Raw genomic sequence first — 23,496 nt, 5'->3', positions numbered from 1 at the left:
CGGTCGGCCCCGGGCTCAGTGCCGGCCGTAGTCGTCCAGCCAGTGGATCTTCACCCGCCTCTCCATCAGCCGGGCCGGCTCGACACTGGCCAGCGCATCCAGCCAGGCCGTGGCAAAGCTGCCCGGGCCGTGGGCCCTGGCCTCGGCGCGCTCGGCGGCAGCGGCCGCGTGCAGGTGGGCCGCCAGCATGGCGGTGGGCAGATCGGTGCAAACGGCCGCGTAGGCCGCAACCATCGCCCCCAGGGCGCAGCCGGTGCCGGCTACCCGCGGCAGCCACTGACTGCCGCCCTCGATCGTCATGCAGAGCGGGCGCGGCTGCCCGGCCTGCTCCGCCATACCGAAAAGCTGATCGCTCGCCCCGGAGATCGCCACGCCCCCGGCCCGGGAGAGCAGCTCGTGGGCAGCCTGGTGCGCCTCGCGCGGGGTGTGGGCGCTGTCCACGCCGCGACCGCCGCTGTGCTGCTGCGCCAACCCGAGGATCTCCGAGGCGTTGCCGCGAATCACGCCGGGGTGATGCTGCATCAGCTCCAGCGCCAGCTCGCGTCGCCGGGGCAGGCCGCCGGCACCGATGGGGTCGAGCACCCAGGGGCGCTCGGCCTCGCGGGCGGCCCTGGTTGCCCGCTGCATTGCCGCCAGCCGGCTATCGCTCGGCGTGCCCAGGTTGATCAGCAGCGCATCGGCCTGGCGGGCGACCTCACCGGCCTCGTCGGGATGATCGGCCATTACCGGCGAGGCGCCGATCGCCAGCAGGGTATTGGCGACGAAGTGGGCGGTGACCGGGTTGGTCAGACAGTGCACCAGCGGGTTGCGGGCATTCAGCCGCTGATGGGCGGTTGCGAGGGTTTCGCGGCAGGGCAGACGGGCAGCGCAGCTGTAGGCCATGAGGGCTCCATGAATCGGCAGAACGCAATGTAACCGGACCCGCTCCAGTATAGTCCGGGGGCTGGCGCCTCTGCCTCGGTCGGCCGCGGCACCCCCGATCGCGGCCGAATGGCAAAATCGAAGGCGCCCCCCGGTGGACATGAGCGCCTGTGCATCGTAGGATAATGCGCGTTCCGCCCTTAGCTCAGCTGGATAGAGCGTTGCCCTCCGGAGGCAAAGGTCATAGGTTCGAATCCTATAGGGCGGGCCATCCTACCTTCCCAAGCAGTCTTGAGCAGTCCTCCAAACCATCGCTAAAGTCTTGAAATACGCGGGTTTTGGTTCTCAAGGGTTCCAGAGCATTCCTTTCCGATCCAGCTTGAAAGTGGTATAGCTATTGGCATATACCGCTGTTCGAAGATGCTCGCTATACCACCATGGCTCTAACTGTCAGAAAAATCGAAGCTTCCAAGCCAGGCACCAAAGTCGTGACCCTCTCCGACGGTTCAGGATTACAACTCGTGATCTCGCCCAGGGGCAGCAAGGGCTGGCGCTTTCGCTATACCCGACCCAACGGCAAGCGCAATGTCATGAGCTTGGGTAGCTATCCCGAGCTAACGCTGGCAGAGGCCCGGGAGAAGCGCACAGACATGCGCCGGCTGCTGGCGCAGGGCATCGATCCGGTCGAGCAGCGTCGCGAAGACAAGCGGGAACAGCTCTACGCGACGGAAAATACCTTCGCGGCCATCGCTCGCGAGTGGCACGACACCATGGCGCTACGCTGGAAAGCCAGTTCCAAGCGAGCCAAACAGAGCTGGGGAGCGTTGGAGCTACATGTGTTACCTCATGTGGAAAACCGAGCCATCGACGGCATCAAGCCTCTCGAATGGCTGGCAATCCTCAAGCGATTGGAAGCAGCCGGCAAGTTCGAGCAGAAGCGGAATATTCACTCGATGTGCCGGGATGTATACCGCTTTGCCATCGTCACGGGTCGTGCAACTTACAATCCTTTGACCGATCTGGGCGTGGCGCTTCAGAAACACCGGGGCGAAAGCTTTTCGCACGTCTCACAGGCTGAAATTCCGGAACTGATCCAAGCCATTGAGCAGTATGATAAAAGCGTACTGATCAAACTGGGGCTCAAGCTGCTCACGCTGACCGCTGTGCGCCCCGGTGAGCTGCGCTGGGCTCGCTGGGAAGAGTTCGATCTCGAAGCTGCTATCTGGAAGATCCCTGCTGAGCGCATGAAAATGGCGCGACCCCATCAGGTTCCATTACCGCGTCAGGCTATCGAGACGCTAGGCGAGCTGCATCGTCTGACAGGGCGCTATGGTCTGCTGTTTCCGGGTCGCAACAACACCATGCAGCCGATATCGGATGCTGCCTTTGGTATGGCACTCAAGCGAATGGGATTCGAAGGCCGGCATGTACCCCACGGCACACGCCATATGGTGGCCACCGGACTCAAGGAGATGGGCTATCCCGGCGAATGGATCGAGATGCAGCTATCGCACAAGCTGCCGGGGATTCAGGGCGTCTATACCCATGCCGAACATATGGCCCCGGAGCAGCGGCCGGCGATGATGCAGGCATGGGCGGATCGGCTTTACTCGATAGGGAAGGACTGATCATCATGGTGCTGTTATCAGATCAACAAGTGCTCCATGAAACGCCATATCAATCCCCCCAATGTTCATGAACCGTTCAGCAGTTATACCCATTGCGTGGAAGTGAAGCGGCCCGGTAGGTTTTTGTTTTGCTCCGGTCAGGTACCGGCGGATACCTCCGGAGAATTGCAGGGCAAGGGAGATTTTGCCGCTCAGGGCGATCTGGTCGTCAGCAATCTTGAAGCGGTGCTCGCCAGTGCCGATGCGAAGCTGAGTGACATTGCCAAGCTCACCACGTTCATCTGCCGCGAGCAGGATGTATCTGAAGTACGGGCGCTGCTGAAACGCCATTTCGGAGAGCAGCCACCCGCCAATTCAGTCTGTATCGTTCAGGGACTTGCCGATCCCGAGGTATTGATCGAGATGGAGGCCACTGCCGTTACCTGAGGTGTAGGAGTGACGCTTACACATCTCTCCGGGATATATGGCAATGGCCGGCTAATATACTGTTTCGAAAACTGTCAGGACTGTCCCTGAAGTCCGAAGCATTACCTTCCCTGCCGACCGGAGCATCGATGTCCTCGACCGATTTTGATTGCCGATACTGTGGTGACCGGATGCGCATTCGCACCAGCAAGCAGCTGCATCCGGACTACCGCAAGCTGTATCTGGAGTGCCGGAATCCCGATTGTAGGGCCAAGGCCCGGGCCGAATTCGTAGTGACCGCCACCCTCAGCCCGAGTGGCCGTCCCAATCCGAACTATCAGGAAAAGCTGGCCGAGCACGTTCCCTGGCAGTGTACCGCCGAGAGCACCTGATCCTTTCCCACCATGATGATCTGAAACCGCGATCCGAAAGGGTCGCGGTTTTTTCATGGGTCAATACCGCTTGGAAACGGATTTCGCCCAACATCTTGTAAAACCGATTTCTACAACTCGCATCGCTCGAACGCCTCTCCGATCCCCGGCAGTCTATCCCTGTCCCCGGCGGTCACCGCCCGCCGGACCAATCAGCACAGGGAGCCGCACCAATCATGAGCACGACCGCTACACGGGGTTATCGACCCGTCGAGACCATCCAGCTGGGCAACCGCCTGCTGCGCCGGAAGGAAGTGGAGCGCAAGACCGGCAAGAGCCGTTCGGCGATCTACGCCGGTGTCAGCGATGGCACCTTTCCTGCACCGGTGCCGATCGGTGACAACAGCGTGGCCTGGCTGGAAGAGGAAGTGGACAGCTGGATCGCCAGCCGGCTGGCGCTGCGCAATCGCACCCTGACCCAGCAAGAGAAGGAGGCCCGCGCATGACTCGCTTTACCCTGACCATTGGCGAACAGTCCATCGACTTCACCGAAGCCGACATGGCGGCGATGGATTCCGCGCTGACCGGCGCGACCAACATGCCCGGCCGCGAGATCGTGCGTGGTGGCAGCGAGCGCTTCGTCTCGGTGATCCGCCACCGCGAAGGCGACGAGAGCCGGCCCAGCCACATGACTCATCGCGCCACCATTCAACGCCTCACCGATCTGCGTCGCGGTCCCGATACCGAGACGGACTGCTAGGCGCGTCGATCCCCCCTGACATGGCATTGACCGCTGCCCGGCGTTCGCATCGGGCGGGTTGGGGGAACTCTGCGCTGAAAACGGCGAAAGCCCCGCAGGTGGGGGCCACGGGGCTTTCGGAACATCGTCGAGGACCGCTACAGGATACCGCAATGACTACCGCTGTCACGTCTCATTTGCTATCTGACATCACCCACCTGACACCGATATTTTTATCCCCGATGGCCTCGCCGGGCTTGCCCCGGCCACAGCGATCTGATTATGATGCTCGCGTCACGGCAAAATCCGTGGCCGGGCGTGAGAACCCGAGTTCAAATAGGCGCGACAGCGCCCCTACCTTTGCAGGCGCTTTTTTTGTGTCCGCAAAGCGTCGTTATGGCGGCTGTGCGTGGGCGGGCTTCGGCCCGGCCGGTTTCCTATTTGGCCGGTTTCTCACCCCGCGCGCAGTCGCCCCCAATCGCGTGAGAACGATTGGCGGTGACTCCTCAAGGCAAATAGGAGTCAGCCACATGGCACATCACGCCCGAAGTGCGTCCGCACGTCCCGATATCCCTCTCGAACAGCAGGCCATCGCCCTGATCGGCGCGAAGCTGATCGCCTTTCGCGTCAACCGCCACCCCGAACAGCTCGCCCAGCTTATCGGCATGTCGCGCATGGCCGCCCAGCTCGGGGCCATCTCCAATGCCGAGCACATTCAGCTGCTGGAAGACCTCTACGCCCTCGCGGATGAGGAGGTGTCCCATGGCTGAGCGTAACGATATCCCTCTGAGCACTAACATTCGCCACGACTCGCCGGTGCTGGTCATCCGCGGTGATGCCGACTTTCAGAATCTGCATGACTGTGCAGCACGGCGCCTGACCGCCGCCAAGGAGATGCTGTTCTCGATTGCCTCCGTGGGCATCGAGCGCGCCGTGGCCGCCGAGGGCCGCGATCTGGCCAGTATCGCCAACGCCGCCTATCTGCTACTGGAAGATGCCGACGACATGTTGCTGGCCATCGGGCACGCCCACACCCGCGAAGTGGCCGATGCCCGGGAGGTGCGCCGTGGCTGAGCATGCGACCGTCGCGAAGATCCGTCAGGTAGCCATGGCCGCCCTGACCGACAGCGAGACCCTGTTGCGCGAGCTGCTTCCGGAAGGCCGGCGCAGCGGTTCGGAGTGGATTGCCCGCAACGTTGCTCGGGGCGATCGGAATGCCGGTTCCTTTGGCGTCTCGCTTACCAGTGGCAAGTGGAATGACTTTGCCGACAGCGCCGCCCACGGCGGCGATCTGGTGTCGCTGTATCGTTACCTGCACAACTGCCGGCAGGTCGATGCGGCCATGGCCATTGATCGGCTGCTGGGACTGGGCATCTTTCAGTACGGCGCGGGGCACGCCCATGTGATGCCGGCCCTGCCGGATAAAAATGAGATGCGCGACCGTCAGCGCGCCATTGAACAGGAACGCGCGACCCGGCGGCAGGCCGCCGCCGAACGCGCCCGGCAGTGCTGGGACAGCGCCCGGCCGGCTGCGTCTACCCATCCCTATCTGATCGACCGGGGCGTGCCCGCCTACAACCTGCGTCAGTCGAAGCGCGGCTGGCTGCTGGTGCCGCTCTATCACCACGGTGAACTGGTCAACGTCCAGTCGATCATGCCCAACGGCGGCAAGCGCTTTCTGAAGGGTGGCCGGGTACAGGGCTGTTATGCCCTCATCGGTGAGCCGCGTCCCTTCGGCAAGCTGTTCATCTGTGAGGGCTGGGCCACCGGGGCGACGCTGCACCGGCTGACCGGCGAGCCGGTGGTGTGTGCCATGCACGCCGGCAACCTCGCCGCCGTGGCACGGGCCATGCGCCCGCTGTGCGACGGCTCGCTGGAGCTGATCATCGCCGGCGACGACGACCGCCACACCGAGGGCAACCCCGGGCGTACCGCCGCCAACGACGCGGCGCTGGCCGTGGGGGCGATGGTGCTCTATCCGAAGTGGCCCGAGGACTGCCCGGACGATCTCACCGACTTTAACGACCTCTATCGCTGGCACCGCCGGCAGCAAGGCAATGAATCGGGAGGTGAGTCATGAGTGAAGCTCGTCTATCACTCGTGGGCGAGCCGGCTGCGCCTCAGCAGTCCGCTGCGCTCGCCCGGCCCGGATATGCCGTTTACGCCGGTCCCACTACCGTTGAGGGCCGCGTGTTCGAGGGTGGTGTCTGGTATCACGGCCTCAAGCAGACCGGACCCGACGAACCCGGACTGCCGTTCGATCTGTGGATCTGTTCGCCGCTCTACGTCGACGCCGAGACTGTTGACAGCGAGGATGGCAGCATCGGCCGGCTGGTCCGGTTCAGTCACCGGGGCCGGGAGCGCGAGTGCGTGATCCCCATGGAAGCGCTCGCCGGCAAGGGCGAGGACGTGCTACGCCAGCTGATGCGACAGGGCCTGACCGTCGCCTATAACCAGCGCAAGCATGTGCCCGCCTATATCGCCAGCCACCACGCCCCGGCGACGGTGCTGGCCACCACCACTCGCACCGGCTGGCACGCCGCCACCGGGTCATTTGTGCTGCCGCACCGGGTGATCGGAAGCGACGAGGTGCGCTATCAGAGTTCCGGGCTGGAAGCGCGCATCTTCGACAGCCGGGGCACCCTCGCCGAGTGGCAGCAGGAGGTGGCCACGCCCTGCCTGGGCAACCCGGTGCTAATCCTCTCGCTGTGCTGTGCGCTCTCGGGGCCGCTGCTCCGCAGGGTCGGCGTGCACGGGGGCGGTATCCACCTGATCGGCGATTCGTCCAGCGGCAAGTCGCTGTGTCAGGACGCCGGGGCGTCGGTGTGGGGCGCGCCGGATCGCTTCAAGCTCTCCTGGGACATGTCGGGCGGCGGGGTCGAGATCGAGGCCACCACCCGCAACGACACCGCCCTGATCGCCGACGAGATCAGCCGCGCCAACCCCAAACGGTTGCAGGAGCATATCTACGCGCTGGCCAACGGCGCCGGCAAGGGCACCATGACCCGGGACCGCGAGGGCCGGCCGAAGAACCACTGGTGTGTGCCCATCCTCTCCAGCGGCGAGCGCAGCGCCGCCGATCATGCCGGTCTGTCCGGCCAGACGGCGCATGCCGGGGCCGAACTGCGACTGGTCGACATCAATGCCGGGACAAGACCCTATCGGGCGTTCGATGACGTCCACGGCATGACCGGCGAAGCCTTCCACCGTGCCCTGACTGGGGCGGTCAATCGCCACTATGGCCATGCCGGCCCGGCACTGATCGAACAGCTGCTGGAGCGCGAGGCGATGGACGGCCTGCCGTGGCGCTTCGGCGAGCTGCGCCGTTCATTCGACGTGGCCAGCGCTCAGGCCGGCCGGGTGGCCGACCGCTTCGCGGTCATGGCGCTCGCCGGGGAGCTGGCCAGCGAATGGAGCATCCTGCCGTGGCCCGAGGGCACCGCCCTTGCCGCCTGCCGGACGCTCTTTCACGAATGGCTGGCCACCATCGGCGACGGCAATGCCGAGGATCGCCAGATCCTTGCGGCGCTGGCCGACTTCATCGCCCGCCACGGAGACAGCCGCTTTTCGGACGTGAATGCTCAGCTGGCCGCGCACGTGATCAACCGCGCCGGCTTCTACGAGATCGACAACGGGCGTCGGCTGTTCCTGTTCAATCGCGCCGCACTCACCGAGGCCGCCGAAGGCTACAGCCGCGACCGCATCCTGCGCACGCTGGGCACCCATGATGTGCTGGCCAGAACCGACAGTAACCGCCTGCAAAAGAACTACCGCCTGCCGGGCGGTGGCAGCGCCCGGTTCTTTGTCATCGATCCCGAACGACTGGACCCGGAAGGTGGTGCCCAATGAATCGACCGGCCACCACCGCGCCTTTTGCCGCGCTCACTTTCACCCCCGCAAACCGGAGCGGTCTTCGGACCGCGCCTTCATCCACCGCATGGAGCTACCCCATGACCGCTACCAACGCCCGCACCACCCCGGACAACGCCACACAGGAATCCCAGACCATGACCACCGAGACCGCAGACACCACCCCTTCAATGCCGCAGCCCTCGCGGCGTCTGCTGAAGATCCGCTTCGACTACCAGCCCACCACGCCGGCCATCGAGGCCCTGACGCCGGAAAAGGCACACCGGGCGCTGGACAGGGCGCGGTCCGACTATCTGGACAAGCGTGAGCGTCTGAAACAGGCAAGCGGGGAACTGGCCCGGCTGCAAAAGACCGTCAGCGCCGCCGAAGCGCAGGAGCGGCAGGCCGGCAAGAGCTGGCGCAGGGCGTTTCTGGAAGGTGCCGGCCAGCAGGGCCGGGAGGTGCGCGACCAGCAGAAACAGGCCGGTCAGTGGCGTATCGAGGCCGAACAGAAACGCGAGATGATCGAGCTGCTGACCCCGCAGGTGGAGTGGCTGAAACTCCACACACAGCTCGCCCGGGAAGAGTTCCAGCGCCGGTTAAGGGCCGCGCAGGAGGTCACCACGCATCACACACTGCTGGCCGAGGCCGAAAAACTGTTCGACGGACTGGAGAGCGGTGCCTTCCGGGCCTCACTGTCCGGCCTGTTCAGTCGTATCAGCGATGATTTGTGCAACGACGTTTCGTACATGCTTCAGTACGGTCTGGATGTGTCCAGCCAGCCCGGCGAGGGCATCTTCACCCATCTCAACGATCGGGAAGGTTTTGCGGTACGCCATGAAATCCGCAAGCGCCAGTACGCCGCGCTGGGCGAGCTGGTATGGCATCTGCTGCCGAAGACGGCCACTGAGCAGCCCACAGCGCTCCAAGGCATCGCGCCGTTGGACTGTGAAGCGAATGGGAAGGAATGGGGCAGTAGCCTTGCGCGTCGCCGGCGTATGAAGGAGCTGGAAGAGACCATGGAGTACGTGCCCGGCAAAACGCAGCAATAGCCCTCTGACAGCAGCAGAAGGCCCCGCCCGGTGCGGGGCCTTTTTGCTGATACCGAGTGGCAGACCAAGCACAGGCCCGAGCTTCAGAATTGCCTGTTTTGTTGGAATGCCTGCTTTCAGCAAAGGCTTTTACACAGATATAGCCGGCGCCACAGGATTTCGAAAGCGGGCGACTCATTTGAGTCGCCCGCTTTTTTGTGCCCCCTGTTATATGCCTGCCCGCCTGCTCAGCGCAGCCGGACCTCCGGCATTTCCTCCCAGCGCGTGGTCCACCGATTGGAGCGGTAGTCGCTGCGCAGCTGCCAGGCGGCTTCCCGGCGCTGCATGCCCACCGTGACCGTCCCCCGCCCGTGGCTGCGGTTGAGGCGATCGAGGGTGGCCATCAGGGCGTCGCTGCGCTGGCGCCCGGCATCGGATTGCGGTGGTTCGAAGATGCCGAGCTGTCGGTGGTCGCGTTCGATCAGGTCCAAAAGCCGGGTGCCGCACTTCTGATACCGGTAGCCCCGGCGCCACAGGCGGGCCAGCCCCTGCTGCGCGGCATGGACGATCTCGAAGGAGCTGTCGGTCGGCCGGGGCAGGGCGATGGTCACCGTATCGCGGTGCTGGGGCAGGTGCCGGGCATGCTTGTTGGTCTGGAGCATGACCATCACGGCGCTGGTGAGGCTGCCCTGGGCGCGCAGCCTTTCGGCGCCGCGTGAGGCGTGGGCACGCAGCGCTTCCTGAATCTCGCGGTAGTCACCGATCATCTGCCCGAATGAGCGGCTGGTCATAATCATCCGGTTCGATTCGCATTCGTCGAGCATTTCGGTGCAGGGGGTGCCGGCCAGTTCGCGGGCCGTGCGTTCGATCACCACCGAGAAGCGGCTGCGGATCCACCTGGGGTCGGCGCGGGCGAGCTCCAGCGCACTGCGAACGCCCATCTGCTGCAGGCGGATCGCGATGCGACCGGCAATCCCCCACACCTCGCCGACCGGCGTGCGCTCGAGCAGGGCCCGGGTCGCCGGGTCCTCCAGCCCACCGAGCTGATGCACGCCGCCGGTGACCGGGTACTGCTTGGCGTAGCGGTTGGCGAGTTTGGCGAGCGTGCGGCTGGGGGCGATGCCGATCGAGACCGGCAGGCCGGTCCAGCGGTGCACGGTGTGGCGCAGTGCGCGGCAGTGGTCGGTCAGCCCGGCGGGATCGAAGCCGGCGAAGCCGAGCCAGCTCTCGTCGATCGAGTAGGGCTCGACGAGGGGCGCATGAGCGCGCAGCGTTGACAGCACCCGGGCGCTGAGATCGCCGTAGAGTTCGTAGTTCGAGGAGCGCAGCACCAGCCCGGCGCGAAAGGCCGCGCGGGGGAGGTGATGGATGGGGGTGCCCATCGCGATGCCGAGCGCCTTCACCTCCTGCGAGCGGGCGATCACGCAGCCATCGTTGTTGGAAAGCACGGCGACCGGGGCGCCGTGCAGGCGCGGTTCGAACACGCGCTCGCAGGCGCAGTAGAAGTTGTTGCAGTCGACCAGCGCGATCGGACCCTTCATCGCCGGATCGTGCGCACGATGCTGGTGACCACGCCCCAGATCTGTACATCGCGGTCGAGCAGCGGAATCGGCGTATAGGCGGGGTTGGCGCTGTGCAGCGCCGGTCGGCCGTGCCGGGTACGCAGCTCCTTGACCACCAGTTCGCCGTCGACCACGGCAATCACCACATCGCCGTGGCCGGCATCGAGCGAGCGATCGACCAGCAGGCGGTCGCCCTCGCAGATGCCGGCGCCGTCATCGCGCACCATGGAGTCGCCCCGGGCGGTGAACATGAAGGTGGCGGTGGGGTGCGGGATCAGCTGCTCGTTGAGATCGATCGAGCCGCCATCGTAATCCTGCGCCGGGCTGGGAAAGCCGGTCAGCCCGGCGCGTACGTGAAACGGCGCGTGCGGGATCTCGCGGCGGGGCGGGTCGATGGCCATGGCGTGGCGGTCGCTGAGCTGCATCACATCACCTCGCTCGGCCAGGTCAGGGTGGCGGTATCCTCATCGAGCCAGTCGACCAGGGTGGAGGGGTAGAGCGTCAGTTCTTCGAGGGTGTGCGCCCAGCGATCGATCGAGCACCACGAGGGGCGGTGCACGGTCATCGAGCGCAGCGGGGTGCTGTCCAGGTGATCCAGCTCGAGTACGGGTTGCATGACGGTATCCTGCCGAATGCCGAAAATCTGTATTTATATACAGTATTGGCGGGGCAAGAGGCTACCGGTGGGCGCCGAATCAAGACCAATCGCTGAGAGAATGTAGTACACCGGGCGCCCGCGACGCCGTGCGTAATGCCGCAGGCAGTACCAGCTTTGGAGGCCGGCGCCGATCAGTCCGGCGACCAGGGCCACCCCGAGCCCTGCCATGCGTCGTCTTCGCGTGAGGCATACCACTGCCCGGGCTGAAGCCGGCAGCAACAGCCGTGAACGGAACCAGCGATGAAGAGCGACCGGGCTCGGCTGACCGGCTCAGCCACCGCGCGCCGTCGCCTCGATCAGCTCACCGACCAGTGCCTCGACACGTTCATTGTAAGCACTGCCGTTGGAGGGCGGCGTCGGGTCGGAGGTCATCACCACGGTGAGGGCATGCGAAGGCACCACGTAGAGCAGCTGACCGCCATAACCCCAGCCGTAGTAGACCGACTCGCCGGCGATGGTGGTGAGAAACCAGCCGTAACCGTAGTCATCATCGTTGAAGAACGAATGGGTGTACGGCTGCCACGACTGATCGATCCAGTCGGCGGGCAGCACCCGCTCGCCGTCATGCAGGCCCTGCTGCCGGATCATCTCGCCGAAGCGCAGAATCGCCCGCGGTGTCAGCCCCATCTCGTTGCCGCCGAAGTAGATCCCCTGCGGGTCGCGGGTCCAGGGCGGGATGGCGATGCCCAGCGGCGCTCCGAGCCAGTCGCGTGCCAGCGCCAGGGTGCTGCGGCCGGTGGCTTCGGTCAGTGCTGCGGAAAGCAGGTGGGTATTGCCGGTGGAGTAGACCATGCGTCCGCCGATGTCCTCGACGAAAGGGCGCTCCAGTGCATCGCGCACCCAGTTGGCGCTGTTCACCCAGGCACCGTAGTTGGCCCCGGAGGTGGGTTCGAGTCCGGCCTGCATCGAAAGTAGATTGCCGACCGTGATCCGGTTGATCCGCGAATCGGCGTCGGCGGGCACGCGGTCACCGAGCAATTCGACCACCGGCTGATCGACGCTTTCGATCACGCCCCGGTCGATGGCCGCGCCGACCAGGGCCGCGATCAGGGTCTTGGACAGCGACTTGATGTTGGCTGTCTCATCCGTCGCATGACCGCGAAAGCCCTCGTCGATCACGGTGTTGCCGTCAACGGCCACCATCAGCGTGTGGCTGCGGGAGAGCTGTCGCGCTTCGTCGATGATGTGCTCGCGCACGTCAGGCGAGGGGGCAGCTGCAGCAGCGGTGAGCGGCCACCCGCCGAGCAGCGCGGCAAGAAAAGCCGGCAGACAGCCTCTGATCGACAGTGTGCGGGGCATCGAAGGAGCGTTGGGCATGCCTTGGAGTCTGGCCCATGCCGGAGGCGCTTGCCAACACATGAATTCATTGCACCAGACGGTCACGGCGCCAGGGCGAGTGCCCTGGTTCGAGGTGCTTCCGGCTTTTTCGCAAACGGAGGGTCTACTACTGAAAAAGCCGGATTGCTGCGCGGTCAGGGAAAGAGCCGTGTTATCAGGTAGCTTCGCTATCGCTAACCTTCAGAATGATTCGCCGGTAGGAAGTCAATCGAGGTGAACCTTCATCAGTTATAGCCAGAATGATGTGTGTGGTGCCCGAACGATTGGCCTTGATGTCCGCGGCGTCTGCCTCCCCGTTCATGACCCTGGCAATGGGGGGAACGGAAGGCCCCTCGGCACTGCCATATCCGCTAATCAGCTCCTTCGGAGCAGTATCGGAGTCAGCCGAGCCCGCCTCCGGATAAACGAACCAGTGATAGTCGAGGTTGTCATTATCCGGATCCTTGCTCATGGAGGCATCCAGATGAACGGTTTCACCCGCCTTTGCCTTGATCCTTATGGGCTTTTGGGTAGTGTCGCCGTTGACGATAGCCTGTGGCTCGTGATTGGCATGGGCATAGTCGGAAACTGTCCAGTCCATACGGGCCGCAAAGTCATTCTGATACGCGTTGCGCCAGCGCCAGATCGTGGCCTGGTTTGAGGTATAACTCTTGCCATCCTCACCCGTTACCGTGTCCGCCCCGTTGGGCCTTCCGGGATAGAAGTCTCCACCGCTGGTCCAGATCGGCCGTGATTCGCTCAAGGGTTGCCTGCGGATATAGCGTCCACCCCATCCGCCCCAGCCAGGGCTCATCTCGCTATCGAGACCATTTCTGACAAGGTTGAGAAAGGAGGGTGTGTCTCCTTCCATGATGAACTTGTAGCGGGGATAGGCTCTGCCCAGAGGCCCCTTGCTGCGGATATGCTTTTCCAGCCACTCATTTGTAACGGTATGGAAATCGGCGCCCGGAGCATTCCTGTCGTACCTGTCACCACTGATCCCGGTCCATGTTGCCTGCGCATAAGACTCTGCGTTGGCTGCTGAAGGATCGACGATGTAGCTCAGTTCCGGAAAGCGCTGGCGAATCCAGGGGCCGGCATCATCCTGATCCGAAATCGAATAGACTCTCAACCCTGCAATCAGCCGGTCCATCTCTCCTTTCGAATGTGTTTCCTGCAGCTGCCAAAGCGCTTGAGCGAGCGTGTTGGCGCCGCCCCAGAGTGCAATGTGCAGTGGTTGTGCATCCTTGCTTTCAATGGCCCTGATCAGTGCTCTGGCACCCTGTGAACTCTTGCCGGAACCGACATTTTCGAGACCGTAGCCATCCTGACCGGGGGCAATCAGACTTTTCAGATGGCTTTCGTCCGGGAAGCGACTGTCGTGTTTGCTGAGGTTGGCATGCACCTCGCCATAGTGCTGGACAACCTGGCGCATGATATCCGGTCTTATCTTATCCGGCTGCCAGGTCGAGGTCGTCGCTACAAGCCCCTCGATTCTGATTTCGTTCGAATAAAGCAAGAGTCTTGTCAGCGACATCTGGTCGTCCGGTTCATTACCGATATCACTGAGGACAAATAGTCGCGGACGTTTTTGGTAAGCGTCCACGGGGCCGGTGCTGATGGCTTCCGCTGTTGCATGTTTTCGGGGGACAGGAGGGTGATTATCGGCCTGTGCCGTTACAAGTACCGATGAAAGGGAGAGCCCGATAACCAGGGATGAAGCTGTCCTTGATCTGATGGGCTGCTTCTTTCTTTCCATTAATCTGACCCCGATGCGTACAGGTTGAGTTTTTATGCCTTTTATAAAATAAGCATAGCAGCCAGGTCCATGGACGCAGGAACCAATCGATATTGCATGCCACATCGCCCATGATGGGCCTTTTGTCAGGCCGGCCCTCGGGTTGCAATATGGCTGCGATGCCCCTAGTTCGGGGAATGCCTGAGCATTCATTCACGGGAGGAGACATGAGCGCGACAAGAAGCTGCATGGTGCGTCAGTTTCAGTATTACGCGGACCTCTCGGAGGCGGATATCGAGCTGCTCGATTCGCTGGAGTACTCCCCCGAGAAGCTGCCCCCCGAGCGCGTGGTGTGGCGCGAGGGCGGGTCCGCCAACGAGCTGGCCGTGCTCAGCGAGGGCTGGGCGTGCAGCTATTACACCCTGGAGGATGGCAGCCGGCTGATTCTGGATATCTATCTGCCCGGTGATGTCATCGGCCTGCGCGAGTTTGCCACCTCGGAGCACCTGGCAACCGTCGAAACCATTACCGAGTGCACCCTGTGCCGCTTTCCGCACCACCATCTGACGGATATCTTCGCGAAGTCCTTCCGGCTGACCAGGGTGTTCTTTGCGGTGGCGACCACCCAGCAGTCGATCCTGGTCGAGCGCATGATCAATCTCGGTCGGCGCAAGGCCTCGAGCCGCATTGCCCACTTCCTGTGCGAGATGCACGCCCGGCTGGGGCGGATGAACGAGCACATGGGCAACCAGTTCCGGCTGCCGCTCTCCCAGGAGATGCTGGCCGATATCATGGGGCTCTCCTCGGTGCACGTCAGCCGCACCTTCTCCCAGCTTTACGATGATCATCTGGTGGAGCGCTCGCGCCACAATATCCGCATTCCGGACATGGATCGGCTGATCGAGCATGCCGGTTTCAGCAACAGCTACCTGGGCCGGCAGTCGATCATCCGAGACCGGGCCTGAGGACGCATGCCGGGCGTCATGAAGCCGCACTGAAGGCTCCCGACGGAGCGTGCGGAAAGTGATTCACAATACCTGTGTGCGGGGTTAAGGTTTGCGCCTGACCGCCACTGCTGCACGGGTACCGCCATGACCACTTCCACGTCCCGCACTGCCTCTGCCCGGAAGGCCCGGAGCGAGACGACCGGTATGCTGATGGCACTGCTGATGCGCCTGCACTTTCATGTCGGGCTGCTGGTCGGCCCCTTTCTGCTGGTGGCAGCGACCAGCGGCCTGCTCTATGCACTGACGCCGCAGCTCGAAAACGCGGTCTTTCATCATCAGCTGTATACCGACGCCCGTGGACCGACCCTGCCACTGGCCGAGCAGATCGGTGTCGCCCGGGGCGCCATCGGTGACGAGGCGCGGCTTTCGGCGGTGCGTCCGGCGCCGGCGCCGGGTAACACCACCCGGGTCATGTTTCACGAGTCCGGCATGGGGCCGTCGGATGCCCGGGCCATCTTCGTCGATCCGGTCACGGGCGAGGTGCGTGGTGATCTGCCCGTCTATGGCACCAGTGGGGCGCTGCCGCTGCGCACCTGGATCGACAAGTTCCATCGCAGCCTGCTGCTGGGCGACTGGGGCCGGCTCTACAGCGAGCTGGCGGCCTCCTGGCTGTGGGTGGTGGCGCTGGGCGGACTGGTGCTCTGGCGGCAGCGTCGGCGACGGGTCGCCGCCGGCCGTGAACGACCCGCGGGCATGCGCCGCTGGCACGGTACCCTGGGTGCCTGGCTGATGCTCGGGCTGCTGTTCTTCTCGGCCACCGGGCTGACCTGGTCGCAGTGGGCCGGCGGCAACATTGCCGTACTGCGCACTGCCTGGGGCTGGGGGACGCCGAGCGTGTCGACCCGGCTCGAGGGGAGCGAGCCGACACCGGCGCAGACGGCAGCGAACGTGCCCCACACCACGGGTGGCGCCACCACGGCCGCAGCCGGCGGCGTTACCCCCGAACGATTCGATGGCGTCCTCGCGGCTGCCCGGCAGGCCGGCCTCGAGGCCGGAAAGATCGAGATCATTCCACCCGCCCGGGCCGATCAGGCGTGGCAGGTGCGCGAGATCGACCGGGGCTGGCCGACCCGGGTCGATGAGGCGGCGATCGACCCGAAGACGCTGGAGATCACCGATCGCACCCGGTTCGAGAATTTTCCGCTGGCGGCCAAACTCACCCGCTGGGGCATTGACGCCCACATGGGATCGCTGTTCGGGCTGGCCAATCAGCTGCTGCTGGTGATGGTGGCCAGCGGCCTGATCGTGATGATCGTGCTGGGCTATCGCCTGTGGTGGCAGCGGCGGCCGACCCGGTACCGGCACGCCCGGCCGCCGCTGGCCATCCTGCGTCGGCTGCCGTGGCCGCTGACGCTGGGTATCGTGAGCCTGGCGGCACTGGTGGGCTGGGCGCTGCCGGTGATGGGGGCCAGCCTGCTGGCGTTTCTGGTGATCGATTCGCTGCTGTTGTACTACCGCCAACGCCGTGAGAGGGCCGCTTCGACCGAGGCCTCTTCATGACGCGATCAGCAGGCCAGGCTCCGAAAGCAGCTTCACGCACCGCTGTCGCCCCGGCATGAGCGCCACGGCGACAGCCCGCACGGAGAGTGAGATCCATGACCGAACACGACCCCCATCATGACCGCAGTCAGAACGGGACGAGGGCGCGACGCCGGCTGCCCTCTCTCGAGCAGCACCTGAGTCTTTATATCATCACGGCCCTGGCCTCGACCTTCATTCTGGGTTTTCTGGCCTTCGGGCTGAGTTCGCTGTTCGGCTGAGCGAGCTTACGCCGGAGGCAGATCGGGCAGGTAGTGGACCTGCAGCCGGCCGTGATGCGGCGAGCGCTCCACCACGGCGGTAACGCCGTAGACCTCGTGGATCAGCGCCGGGGTCAGCACCGTCGCCGGCGTGCCTTCCGCCACCAGCTGTCCGCGGTGCATGACGATCAGCCGGTCGCAGAACATCGCCGCCAGGTTGAGATCGTGCAGTGCGATCACGCTGGTCAGCGCCAGCCGGCGGATCAGGGCGAGCAGATCAAGCTGGTGCTGGATGTCGAGATGGTTGGTGGGCTCGTCCAGCAGCAGCACTTCCGGCTGCTGGGCCATGGCCCGGGCCAGCTGCACGCGCTGGCGCTCGCCGCCGGAGAGGGTGTGCCAGCGCCGGCGGCGCATCCCGGCCAGGCCGACGCGCTCGAGCACCTGGCGAATGATCCGCTCATCCTCGGGCTGCCAGGGCCTGAGCGGCCCGCGATGGGGGGTGCGGCCGAGCTGCACCACCTCTTCCACGCAGAGATCGGCCTCGGTCGTGGCATGCTGTTCGACCAGTGCCAGCCGCCGGGCAATCCGACGCCGGCTCTGGTGCCGCAGGGGCATGTCGCCGAGGCGCACCCGGCCGGTGTCGGGGGTGCGCAGGCTGGCCAGCAGCTGCAGCAGCGACGACTTGCCCGAGCCGTTGGGGCCGAGCAGACCCAGCGTCTCGTGCGGCTGTACCGTCAGGGTGACGTCATCGACGATGGGTGTCTGGTGTTTCATCCAGCGCAGCTCGTGGCCTTCGAGGCTCATGTCGATGGCCTTGCACGATAGAGGATGAGGGCGAAGGCAGGGGCACCGAACAGCGCGGTGACCACGCCGATCGGCAGCACCTGCTGGGGCACGATGATCCTCGAGAGGATATCGGCCAACACCATGAAGTTGGCGCCGATCAGGACCGAGGCCGGCAACAGGCGCAGGTGCCCCGGGCCGATGAGAAAGCGCGCCGCGTGCGGGATTACCAGCCCCACGAAGCCCACCGCCCCGACGATACTGACCATGGTGGCAGTAATCAGAGCGGTAACGGTCAGCAGAATCAGGCGCACAGGGGCCACGGCGACCCCGAGCGCGGCAGCGGCGTCCTCGCCAAAGGCGAAGGCATCCAGGGTGCGGGCGAAGCAGAGACAGATCAGGCCCCCGAGGATCACGATCGAGGCGGCCAGCCCGACATCCGGCCAGCGTACGCCGCCGAGACTGCCCAACAGCCAGAACATGATGCTGCGCGACTGTTCTGCATTGGCCGAGGTACTGACCACCCAGGCGGTCAGGGCATTGAACAGCTGGGCAGCGGCGACTCCGGCGAGGATTACGCGGGTCGTACTGCTACGCGCGCCGGCGGCCAGCAGGATCACCAGCGCAAAGGCGGCCAGAGCACCCAGGAAAGCGCCCATCGGCATGCCGATGAGTCCGCCGCCCAGGCCCAGCAGCAGCACCGTGACGGCACCGGTGGAAGCGCCTGCGGAAATCCCGAGGACATAGGGTTCGGCCAGTGCGTTACGCAGCAGCGCCTGCAGGATGGTGCCACACAGCGCCAGTCCGGCACCGCAACTGGCTGCCATCAGGGCCCGGCTCATGCGGTACTGCCAGACAATGCCCTGCTGAATGCGATCCAGCGGCAGGTCGGTGATGCCCAGACCATTGGTAATACTGGCGAGCGTCACCGACAGCGGGATCGGCATCTCACCGATCGAGGCCGCCAGGATGACAACGCCCGCGAGCATGATCAGGGCCAGCAGCGCCAGTAACCAGCGCGCCGGCCAGCCGGCGCGAGCAGCCAGCCATTCGATCATGAGTCGGCAGCGCGAAAGTCGGCCAGTTGTCGACCGATGGTTTCAATGGCATCGACCACGCGCATGGAGGGGTTGAGCCCCTGGGCACCGACGGTAATGATGTGGCCCTGCTCCACGGCATCGAGTTCGCGGGCCACCGGGTCGTGGTGGAGGAAGTCGAGCTTCTTGCGGACATCGTCGGCGGGAAAGCGCCTCCGGTTCATGTCGGCAATCACAATGATATCGGGGTCAAGGGTGGCAATTCGCTCCCAGCTCACGGCCGGCCATTCCTGAGAACTATCGATGATGTTATCCAGCCCCAGGGTGCGCGAGATGACGCCCGGCGCCCCATCGTTGCCGGCTACCCAGGGATCGCCCTGCAGCCGCGGGCTGGAGAACCAGTACACCACCGTGGGTTTGTCACTGCCCTCGGGCAGTGCCAGGCGAGCCTTGGCCCGGGTAATACGCTGATGCAGCCGATCGATCAGCGCCTGGCCCCTGGCCTGGACATCGAGAATGCGTGCCAGCTGGGTGATTTCCTGATCGATCACGGCCATGGTGAAGGGGCGGCTGCGGCTGCCATCGCTGTTGGAGCTTTCGGTCACCTGCTTGCCGAGGCAGTCGCTGGGTGACACCCAGGTGTGGATGCCGAGCTGCTCGAACTGATTCCGGGTAGCCACCTCACCGTGGGCACCCAGATGATAGGTGAACTGGGCAGCGACCAGGTCCGGTCGCAGACGGGTCACGGACTCGAAACTCGGCACATCTTCCGACAACCGGGGGACGGTTTGGTTGGCCTGACGCAGGGGCGGCCGTACCGGGCCGAACCAGACAGCAGTGCCCGCGATACGGTCGGCCACGCCCAGCGAGAGCAGCAGTTCGCTCTCCAGCTGACCCAGGGTGACAATTCGCCGGGGGGCCTGCTCGAAGGTCAGCTCATGACCGCAGTTATCGATCACGAGCGGATAGTGGGTACGAGACGCCGGAGACCGGGGGTCGGGGCGCTGTTCGTCGGCCTGTGCCTGCCCGATCAGCAGGCCGCCCAGCAGCAGGGCAGAAAGGGCCAGGGCGTGTGGCCGGCGGTGCACAGCCATGAACTGGGGTCCTCCGTTGAAAGCAGGATGCCTTCGGGAGCAAAGGCGACACCGAGCTTAACATTACTGAAGCCGATTAAAAGATATGTTATATTATAACAATATAAGGTCGCAATGATACACCGGCTCGGACGCTCGGCACAGGCACGAGCCGGACAGATGGCAAGACAGATGCAAAAGAGAGCGCCCGCAGGCGCCCTCCCGAGTGTACCCTGAATCCCCGCTTCCTCAGGGGATGATGCGCTCGGCGCGCAGCCGGGCGAACAGATCGAGGAAGGCGGCCCGGGTTTCGCGGAACTCGCTGAAGCCGAAGTCGCGGCACTTGGTGAGATCGTTGACGCACTCCTGCTCGCGGCCCAGGTCGGCATCGGTGTGCCACCAAGAGGCCAGCTGCGTGACATCCGACTCGACCAGACCATGGCGTTCGGCGATCCCGCGCCAGGTCTCTTCCATGCCGGCCATCTGCTCTTCCAGTGGTTGCGGGGTTTCCGGGCAGTCCGGCACCTCGAGACAGAAGAATTCGCCGATCTCCTGCCACATCCGGCGCCAGCGGAAGGTGTCTCCGTTGACCGTGTTGAAGGCCTCGTTCTGCGCGCCGGGCGCGAGTGCCGCCCACTCCATCTGGCGTGCCAGCAGCAGCGCATCGGTCATGTCGGTGAGCGCATTCCACTGGGTCTGCGAACCGGGGAAAACGAAGGGCCAGCCCTGCTCGCGGCAGATCGAGGCATAAACGGCGATGGTCACGCCCATGTTCATGGCATTGCCACGCGCATGGCCGATCACGGTGTGCGGGCGGTGCACGTTCCAGCTGAAGCCGTGGCGTTCGGCGGCCTCGATCAGGATGTCTTCCAGGGTGTAGTAGAAGTTCTCGCCCGGCACCCGCGGCGCGGACTCCCGGAAGGGGGTCTCGACCCGGCCGCTGCCGTAGCTTTCGAAGGCACCGAGATACTGCTTGGTGCCGGTCACCAGTGAGGCGTGCCGGAGACTGCCGGCATCGAGCGCATCGAACAGGTTGTTCATCATCGCACCGTTGGCCCTGACGTTCTCCTGCTCGCTGTCGCGCCGGGTCCAGGTGCAGAAGAAGACATGGCTGATCGGCAGGCCGTCCAGCGCCTGGCGGGTTGCGTCGCGATCGAGCAGGTCGGTGGCCACGGGAATCACCCCGGCCTGCCCCGAGGGGCGGCGTGAGAGACCGTAAACGGTCCAGCCGCTGGCGACCAGATAGGCAGCCAGATTGCCGCCGGTGATGCCGGTGGCGCCGACGACCAGTGCGGTACCCTTGCGCATATCGCTTTCCTCCTGTGAATGCCGAAGGCAGCGTCGACTGACGCCGCCGATACGCCCTACAGTCTGGTCAGCCGCTTTTGTTGCTACAATAGAAAAGATTGCAAAGCATTATTGCGCCATGGACAACTCGATCGATCTCAACGCCCTGCGGGTCTTCGAGCGGGTCGCGGCCAACGGCAGTTTCACCGCCGCGGCCCGCCACTTTCACGTCGCCGTCTCCTCGGTATCGCGTCAGATCAGTGCGCTGGAAGCCTCATTGGGGGTCCAGCTGCTCTATCGTCACACCCGGGCGGTCAGTCTCACCGATGCCGGGCGGCAGTATTACGAACGCATCCGGGGCACGCTGGAGCAGCTCGAGCGTGCCACCGAAGCGCTGACCGAGGGCGGTGCCGAGCCTTCGGGCACGCTGCGCATCAACGCGCCGGTGGCCTTCGGTCAGCGGCGAATCCTGCCGCTGCTGAACGACTTTCAGCAACGCCATCCGGCCATCCGGGCGGAACTGCTGCTGAGCGATGAGGTGACCGATCCGGTGCGCGAGGGCAGTGACATCACCTTCCGCGTCGGCGAGCTGGCGGACTCCTCGCTGGTGGCTCGGCCACTGGCCCCGATGAACTATGTCACCGCGGCGTCGCCGGCCTATCTCGACCGGCGCGGCACACCGGAGACGCCGCAGGCGCTGTTCGATCACGACTGTCTGCTCTACCAGGGCGAGATGGGGCGTCAGCGCTGGTACTTTCGCGGCGCCGGCGAGGCGCGCGCCACGGCCCTCGGGCTCGCCGGCTCGCTCTACAGCAATGATGCCGAAAGCCTGCTGCATGCCGCACTGCTGGGGCAGGGGATCGTGATGTTTCCCACCTGGCTGATCGGCGAGCTGCTGCACGAGGGCCGGCTGGTGCCACTGCTGGAAGCGTGGCAGTGCGAGGTCGCACCCCGGCGGCGCATGATTCACATGCTGACTACCGAGGGGCGCCAGCGTACCCCGAAGGTGCAGGCCTTCATCGATCATCTGCTGGCGGCCGTCGATCCGGTTCCCCCCTGGGATCGCTGGCGCGACGCCCACTGAGCGCCACCGCGCTGCGTTGCGCTGCGCCTGGCCGAATGGCCGTACCCGAACCACAATTGCCTGAATTCCATGCTTATGTTCCGGAACCGGGTGATTATCTCGTATGCCGCATCTGTTCACGAACCGGCCGCGCACTTCAAAGGTCTTCAGTCAGGATTCCAATCTGAACATCAATTTCCGCTGGGAAACGGTCAACTCCCTGCTCTACGAGCTGGGCGGCCTGCTGTTCATCATCGGCAGTGCGCTGTTCTTTCCCCGCTTCGAGGCGTTCAAGGACATCGGCGCCTGGCTGTTCTTCGTCGGCTCGCTGGTCTATCTGCTGGTGCTGGTGCACGACATGATGGAGATCTACCAGTTCTGGCCACGGCAGCGGCTCTCGCCCAGCCGGATGCTGGAGGTCAGCGCCCTGTGGTCGTACATCGCGGGCACCATATTGTTCACGGTGGGCAGCCTGTTCTTTCCTGGTGGGACTGGATCACGCCCGGCGCCTGGTGTTTCGTGATCGGCTCGGTCCTGTTCGTGTTCGGGGCCTGTCTGAACGTGCTGATGATCATCCGGGCCTCGTCGCTGATGACGCTGCAGCTGATGAACCTGACCGCGGTCACCTTCGTGATCGGTTCCGGTCTGTTCGTGGTCGCCTCCATTCCCTATCTCTGGGACATCAGGAGTCCGGCGGACGAGGAGAAGATGTTCGCCTTTCTCGCCTGGCTGTTTCTGATCGGCAGTGTGCTGTTCCTGGTGGGCGGGCTGTTCAACCATCAGCGCTCGCGGCTGGTGATGCAGGCAAGGCTCGATGCGCTGGCCAATGACCCCCAGGCCGACAATCGATTGCTCTCCTTCGTGCGCGGCGAGATCGAGGAGGATGAGTTCTACTCGCACAAGCAGGGACGTATCGGCGATTCTGCCGGGCAGGGCGACTGATGGGGGCGGCCTGCGCATCAATTTTTACCGGCGCAGGCCGTTAAGGCTCATGTACGCCCGTGTCGGCGCGGCATGGCCGGTGGGCGTGCACGGGCCGCAGCGGCCCCTGCCGGCACCGTCCTGCGGCAGCCGGTCGGTGTGCCGCTGCAGCAACGATTGATCCCGCCTGGAGGAGTAGCGGCATGGAGATGTCCGTCAATGCCACCGTCAGCTCGGCGCTGGCACTGCAGCAGGTCAATTCACAGCAGCAGGCGCAGGCCGGTCTGCTGAAGGAGTCGCTGGATGCCCAGGCCGCTCAGGTCGGCCAGCTGATGGCGCAGGTCGCACCGCAGCCGGCGCTGGCAACCAGTGGTGATGTGGGAACGCGCCTCAACACCTTTGCCTGATCGCAGGGTGCGGGGGTAAC

At 64.5% G+C, this 23,496-nt stretch carries 27 protein-coding genes and 1 tRNA gene; 18 read left to right on the top strand and 10 right to left on the bottom strand.

Annotated features, from left to right (window positions below):
* Positions 1-15 precede the first annotated feature (15 nt).
* Entirely contained in the window at positions 16-882 is an 867-nt protein-coding gene (gene thiM, locus C7446_RS10300) for a hydroxyethylthiazole kinase (RefSeq protein ID WP_121173019.1), read from the bottom strand.
* A gap of 173 nt (positions 883-1,055) precedes the next feature.
* On the opposite strand from thiM, the gene C7446_RS10295 reads away from it, so the two are divergent.
* The 11 genes from C7446_RS10295 to C7446_RS10245 all read left to right on the top strand — a co-directional run bounded on the left by C7446_RS10295 (position 1,056) and on the right by C7446_RS10245 (position 8,905).
* Positions 1,056-1,132: transfer RNA gene (locus C7446_RS10295), tRNA-Arg, on the top strand.
* Between the two features lie 166 nt (positions 1,133-1,298).
* Complete coding sequence (locus C7446_RS10290) at positions 1,299-2,489, top strand: tyrosine-type recombinase/integrase (RefSeq protein ID WP_121173018.1); 1,191 nt, start codon at positions 1,299-1,301, stop codon at positions 2,487-2,489.
* A gap of 36 nt (positions 2,490-2,525) precedes the next feature.
* The gene (locus tag C7446_RS10285; RefSeq protein WP_121173017.1) at positions 2,526-2,915 is read left to right on the top strand and encodes a RidA family protein; all 390 of its coding nucleotides are present in this window, start codon (positions 2,526-2,528) and stop codon (positions 2,913-2,915) included.
* Positions 2,916-3,043: 128 nt separating this feature from the next.
* Complete coding sequence (locus C7446_RS10280; RefSeq protein WP_121173016.1) at positions 3,044-3,286, top strand: ogr/Delta-like zinc finger family protein; 243 nt, start codon at positions 3,044-3,046, stop codon at positions 3,284-3,286.
* Positions 3,287-3,501: 215 nt separating this feature from the next.
* Positions 3,502-3,771 (top strand): helix-turn-helix transcriptional regulator, encoded by a 270-nt coding sequence (locus tag C7446_RS10275; RefSeq protein ID WP_121173015.1) that lies wholly within the window; start codon positions 3,502-3,504, stop codon positions 3,769-3,771.
* Positions 3,768-4,025: a hypothetical protein gene (locus C7446_RS10270; protein ID WP_121173014.1), complete on the top strand. Its 258-nt coding sequence runs from the start codon at positions 3,768-3,770 to the stop codon at positions 4,023-4,025. The genes C7446_RS10275 and C7446_RS10270 overlap by 4 nt, the downstream gene beginning before the upstream one ends.
* 509 nt (positions 4,026-4,534) lie before the next feature.
* On the top strand, positions 4,535-4,774 hold the full coding sequence (locus tag C7446_RS10265) for a hypothetical protein (protein ID WP_121173013.1): 240 nt from the start codon (positions 4,535-4,537) through the stop codon (positions 4,772-4,774).
* The gene (locus C7446_RS10260; protein WP_121173012.1) at positions 4,767-5,078 is read left to right on the top strand and encodes a hypothetical protein; all 312 of its coding nucleotides are present in this window, start codon (positions 4,767-4,769) and stop codon (positions 5,076-5,078) included. Before C7446_RS10265 ends, C7446_RS10260 begins: the two co-directional genes overlap by 8 nt.
* Complete coding sequence (locus C7446_RS10255) at positions 5,071-6,084, top strand: toprim domain-containing protein (RefSeq protein ID WP_211327935.1); 1,014 nt, start codon at positions 5,071-5,073, stop codon at positions 6,082-6,084. Before C7446_RS10260 ends, C7446_RS10255 begins: the two co-directional genes overlap by 8 nt.
* A complete protein-coding gene (locus tag C7446_RS10250; protein ID WP_121173010.1) occupies positions 6,081-7,853 on the top strand; it encodes a DUF927 domain-containing protein in 1,773 nt (590 codons plus the stop codon). The genes C7446_RS10255 and C7446_RS10250 overlap by 4 nt, the downstream gene beginning before the upstream one ends.
* Entirely contained in the window at positions 7,850-8,905 is a 1,056-nt protein-coding gene (locus tag C7446_RS10245) for a hypothetical protein (RefSeq protein ID WP_147408747.1), read from the top strand. The genes C7446_RS10250 and C7446_RS10245 overlap by 4 nt, the downstream gene beginning before the upstream one ends.
* A gap of 227 nt (positions 8,906-9,132) precedes the next feature.
* Here C7446_RS10245 and C7446_RS10240 read toward each other — a convergent pair whose 3' ends face one another.
* From C7446_RS10240 to C7446_RS10220, 5 genes are all read right to left on the bottom strand, one after another.
* Positions 9,133-10,425, bottom strand: coding sequence for a Y-family DNA polymerase (locus C7446_RS10240; RefSeq protein WP_121173008.1), 1,293 nt, complete (start codon positions 10,423-10,425; stop codon positions 9,133-9,135).
* On the bottom strand, positions 10,422-10,871 hold the full coding sequence (locus C7446_RS10235) for a LexA family protein (protein WP_121173007.1): 450 nt from the start codon (positions 10,869-10,871) through the stop codon (positions 10,422-10,424). The genes C7446_RS10240 and C7446_RS10235 overlap by 4 nt, the downstream gene beginning before the upstream one ends.
* On the bottom strand, positions 10,871-11,062 hold the full coding sequence (locus C7446_RS10230) for a hypothetical protein (protein ID WP_121173006.1): 192 nt from the start codon (positions 11,060-11,062) through the stop codon (positions 10,871-10,873). Before C7446_RS10230 ends, C7446_RS10235 begins: the two co-directional genes overlap by 1 nt.
* A 312-nt stretch (positions 11,063-11,374) precedes the next feature.
* Positions 11,375-12,421 carry a serine hydrolase domain-containing protein gene (locus C7446_RS10225; protein ID WP_245977800.1) on the bottom strand — a complete coding sequence of 349 codons (1,047 nt, stop codon included), beginning with the start codon at positions 12,419-12,421 and terminating at the stop codon, positions 11,375-11,377.
* Positions 12,422-12,596: 175 nt separating this feature from the next.
* Positions 12,597-14,180 carry a DUF1593 domain-containing protein gene (locus tag C7446_RS10220; protein ID WP_121173004.1) on the bottom strand — a complete coding sequence of 528 codons (1,584 nt, stop codon included), beginning with the start codon at positions 14,178-14,180 and terminating at the stop codon, positions 12,597-12,599.
* Between the two features lie 206 nt (positions 14,181-14,386).
* Between C7446_RS10220 and C7446_RS10215 the strand changes: the two genes are divergently transcribed.
* From C7446_RS10215 to C7446_RS16480, 3 genes are all read left to right on the top strand, one after another.
* Positions 14,387-15,124, top strand: a complete 738-nt coding sequence (locus tag C7446_RS10215; protein ID WP_245977798.1) for a Crp/Fnr family transcriptional regulator — start codon at positions 14,387-14,389, stop codon at positions 15,122-15,124.
* Positions 15,125-15,250: 126 nt separating this feature from the next.
* A complete protein-coding gene (locus tag C7446_RS10210) occupies positions 15,251-16,666 on the top strand; it encodes a PepSY-associated TM helix domain-containing protein (RefSeq protein ID WP_121173002.1) in 1,416 nt (471 codons plus the stop codon).
* Between the two features lie 95 nt (positions 16,667-16,761).
* Positions 16,762-16,926 (top strand): hypothetical protein, encoded by a 165-nt coding sequence (locus C7446_RS16480; RefSeq protein ID WP_170150055.1) that lies wholly within the window; start codon positions 16,762-16,764, stop codon positions 16,924-16,926.
* A gap of 6 nt (positions 16,927-16,932) precedes the next feature.
* Here C7446_RS16480 and C7446_RS10205 read toward each other — a convergent pair whose 3' ends face one another.
* The 4 genes from C7446_RS10205 to C7446_RS10190 form a co-directional block, all read right to left on the bottom strand.
* Positions 16,933-17,709, bottom strand: coding sequence for an ABC transporter ATP-binding protein (locus tag C7446_RS10205; protein ID WP_121173001.1), 777 nt, complete (start codon positions 17,707-17,709; stop codon positions 16,933-16,935).
* Positions 17,706-18,746, bottom strand: a complete 1,041-nt coding sequence (locus tag C7446_RS10200; protein WP_121173000.1) for a FecCD family ABC transporter permease — start codon at positions 18,744-18,746, stop codon at positions 17,706-17,708. Before C7446_RS10200 ends, C7446_RS10205 begins: the two co-directional genes overlap by 4 nt.
* A complete protein-coding gene (locus tag C7446_RS10195; protein ID WP_121172999.1) occupies positions 18,743-19,819 on the bottom strand; it encodes an ABC transporter substrate-binding protein in 1,077 nt (358 codons plus the stop codon). The genes C7446_RS10200 and C7446_RS10195 overlap by 4 nt, the downstream gene beginning before the upstream one ends.
* Positions 19,820-20,047: 228 nt before the next feature.
* Positions 20,048-21,106 (bottom strand): SDR family oxidoreductase, encoded by a 1,059-nt coding sequence (locus tag C7446_RS10190; RefSeq protein WP_121172998.1) that lies wholly within the window; start codon positions 21,104-21,106, stop codon positions 20,048-20,050.
* 118 nt (positions 21,107-21,224) lie between these two features.
* Between C7446_RS10190 and C7446_RS10185 the strand changes: the two genes are divergently transcribed.
* The 4 genes from C7446_RS10185 to C7446_RS10175 all read left to right on the top strand — a co-directional run bounded on the left by C7446_RS10185 (position 21,225) and on the right by C7446_RS10175 (position 23,476).
* Positions 21,225-22,169, top strand: a complete 945-nt coding sequence (locus tag C7446_RS10185; RefSeq protein ID WP_245977796.1) for a LysR family transcriptional regulator — start codon at positions 21,225-21,227, stop codon at positions 22,167-22,169.
* Between the two features lie 103 nt (positions 22,170-22,272).
* The gene (locus C7446_RS16595) at positions 22,273-22,671 is read left to right on the top strand and encodes a YrhK family protein (protein ID WP_211327934.1); all 399 of its coding nucleotides are present in this window, start codon (positions 22,273-22,275) and stop codon (positions 22,669-22,671) included.
* Positions 22,668-23,090 carry a hypothetical protein gene (locus tag C7446_RS16590; RefSeq protein WP_211327933.1) on the top strand — a complete coding sequence of 141 codons (423 nt, stop codon included), beginning with the start codon at positions 22,668-22,670 and terminating at the stop codon, positions 23,088-23,090. Before C7446_RS16595 ends, C7446_RS16590 begins: the two co-directional genes overlap by 4 nt.
* Before the next feature lie 182 nt (positions 23,091-23,272).
* Positions 23,273-23,476, top strand: coding sequence for a putative motility protein (locus tag C7446_RS10175; RefSeq protein WP_121172997.1), 204 nt, complete (start codon positions 23,273-23,275; stop codon positions 23,474-23,476).
* The last annotated feature ends 20 nt before the right edge of the window (positions 23,477-23,496 follow it).

The sequence above is a fragment of the Kushneria sinocarnis genome, from assembly GCF_003633775.1.
Classification (GTDB): Bacteria; Pseudomonadota; Gammaproteobacteria; order Pseudomonadales; family Halomonadaceae; genus Kushneria; species Kushneria sinocarnis.
The sequence above is the reverse complement of the archived record's forward strand: the minus strand, read 5'-3'. Positions and strand labels throughout refer to the sequence as shown.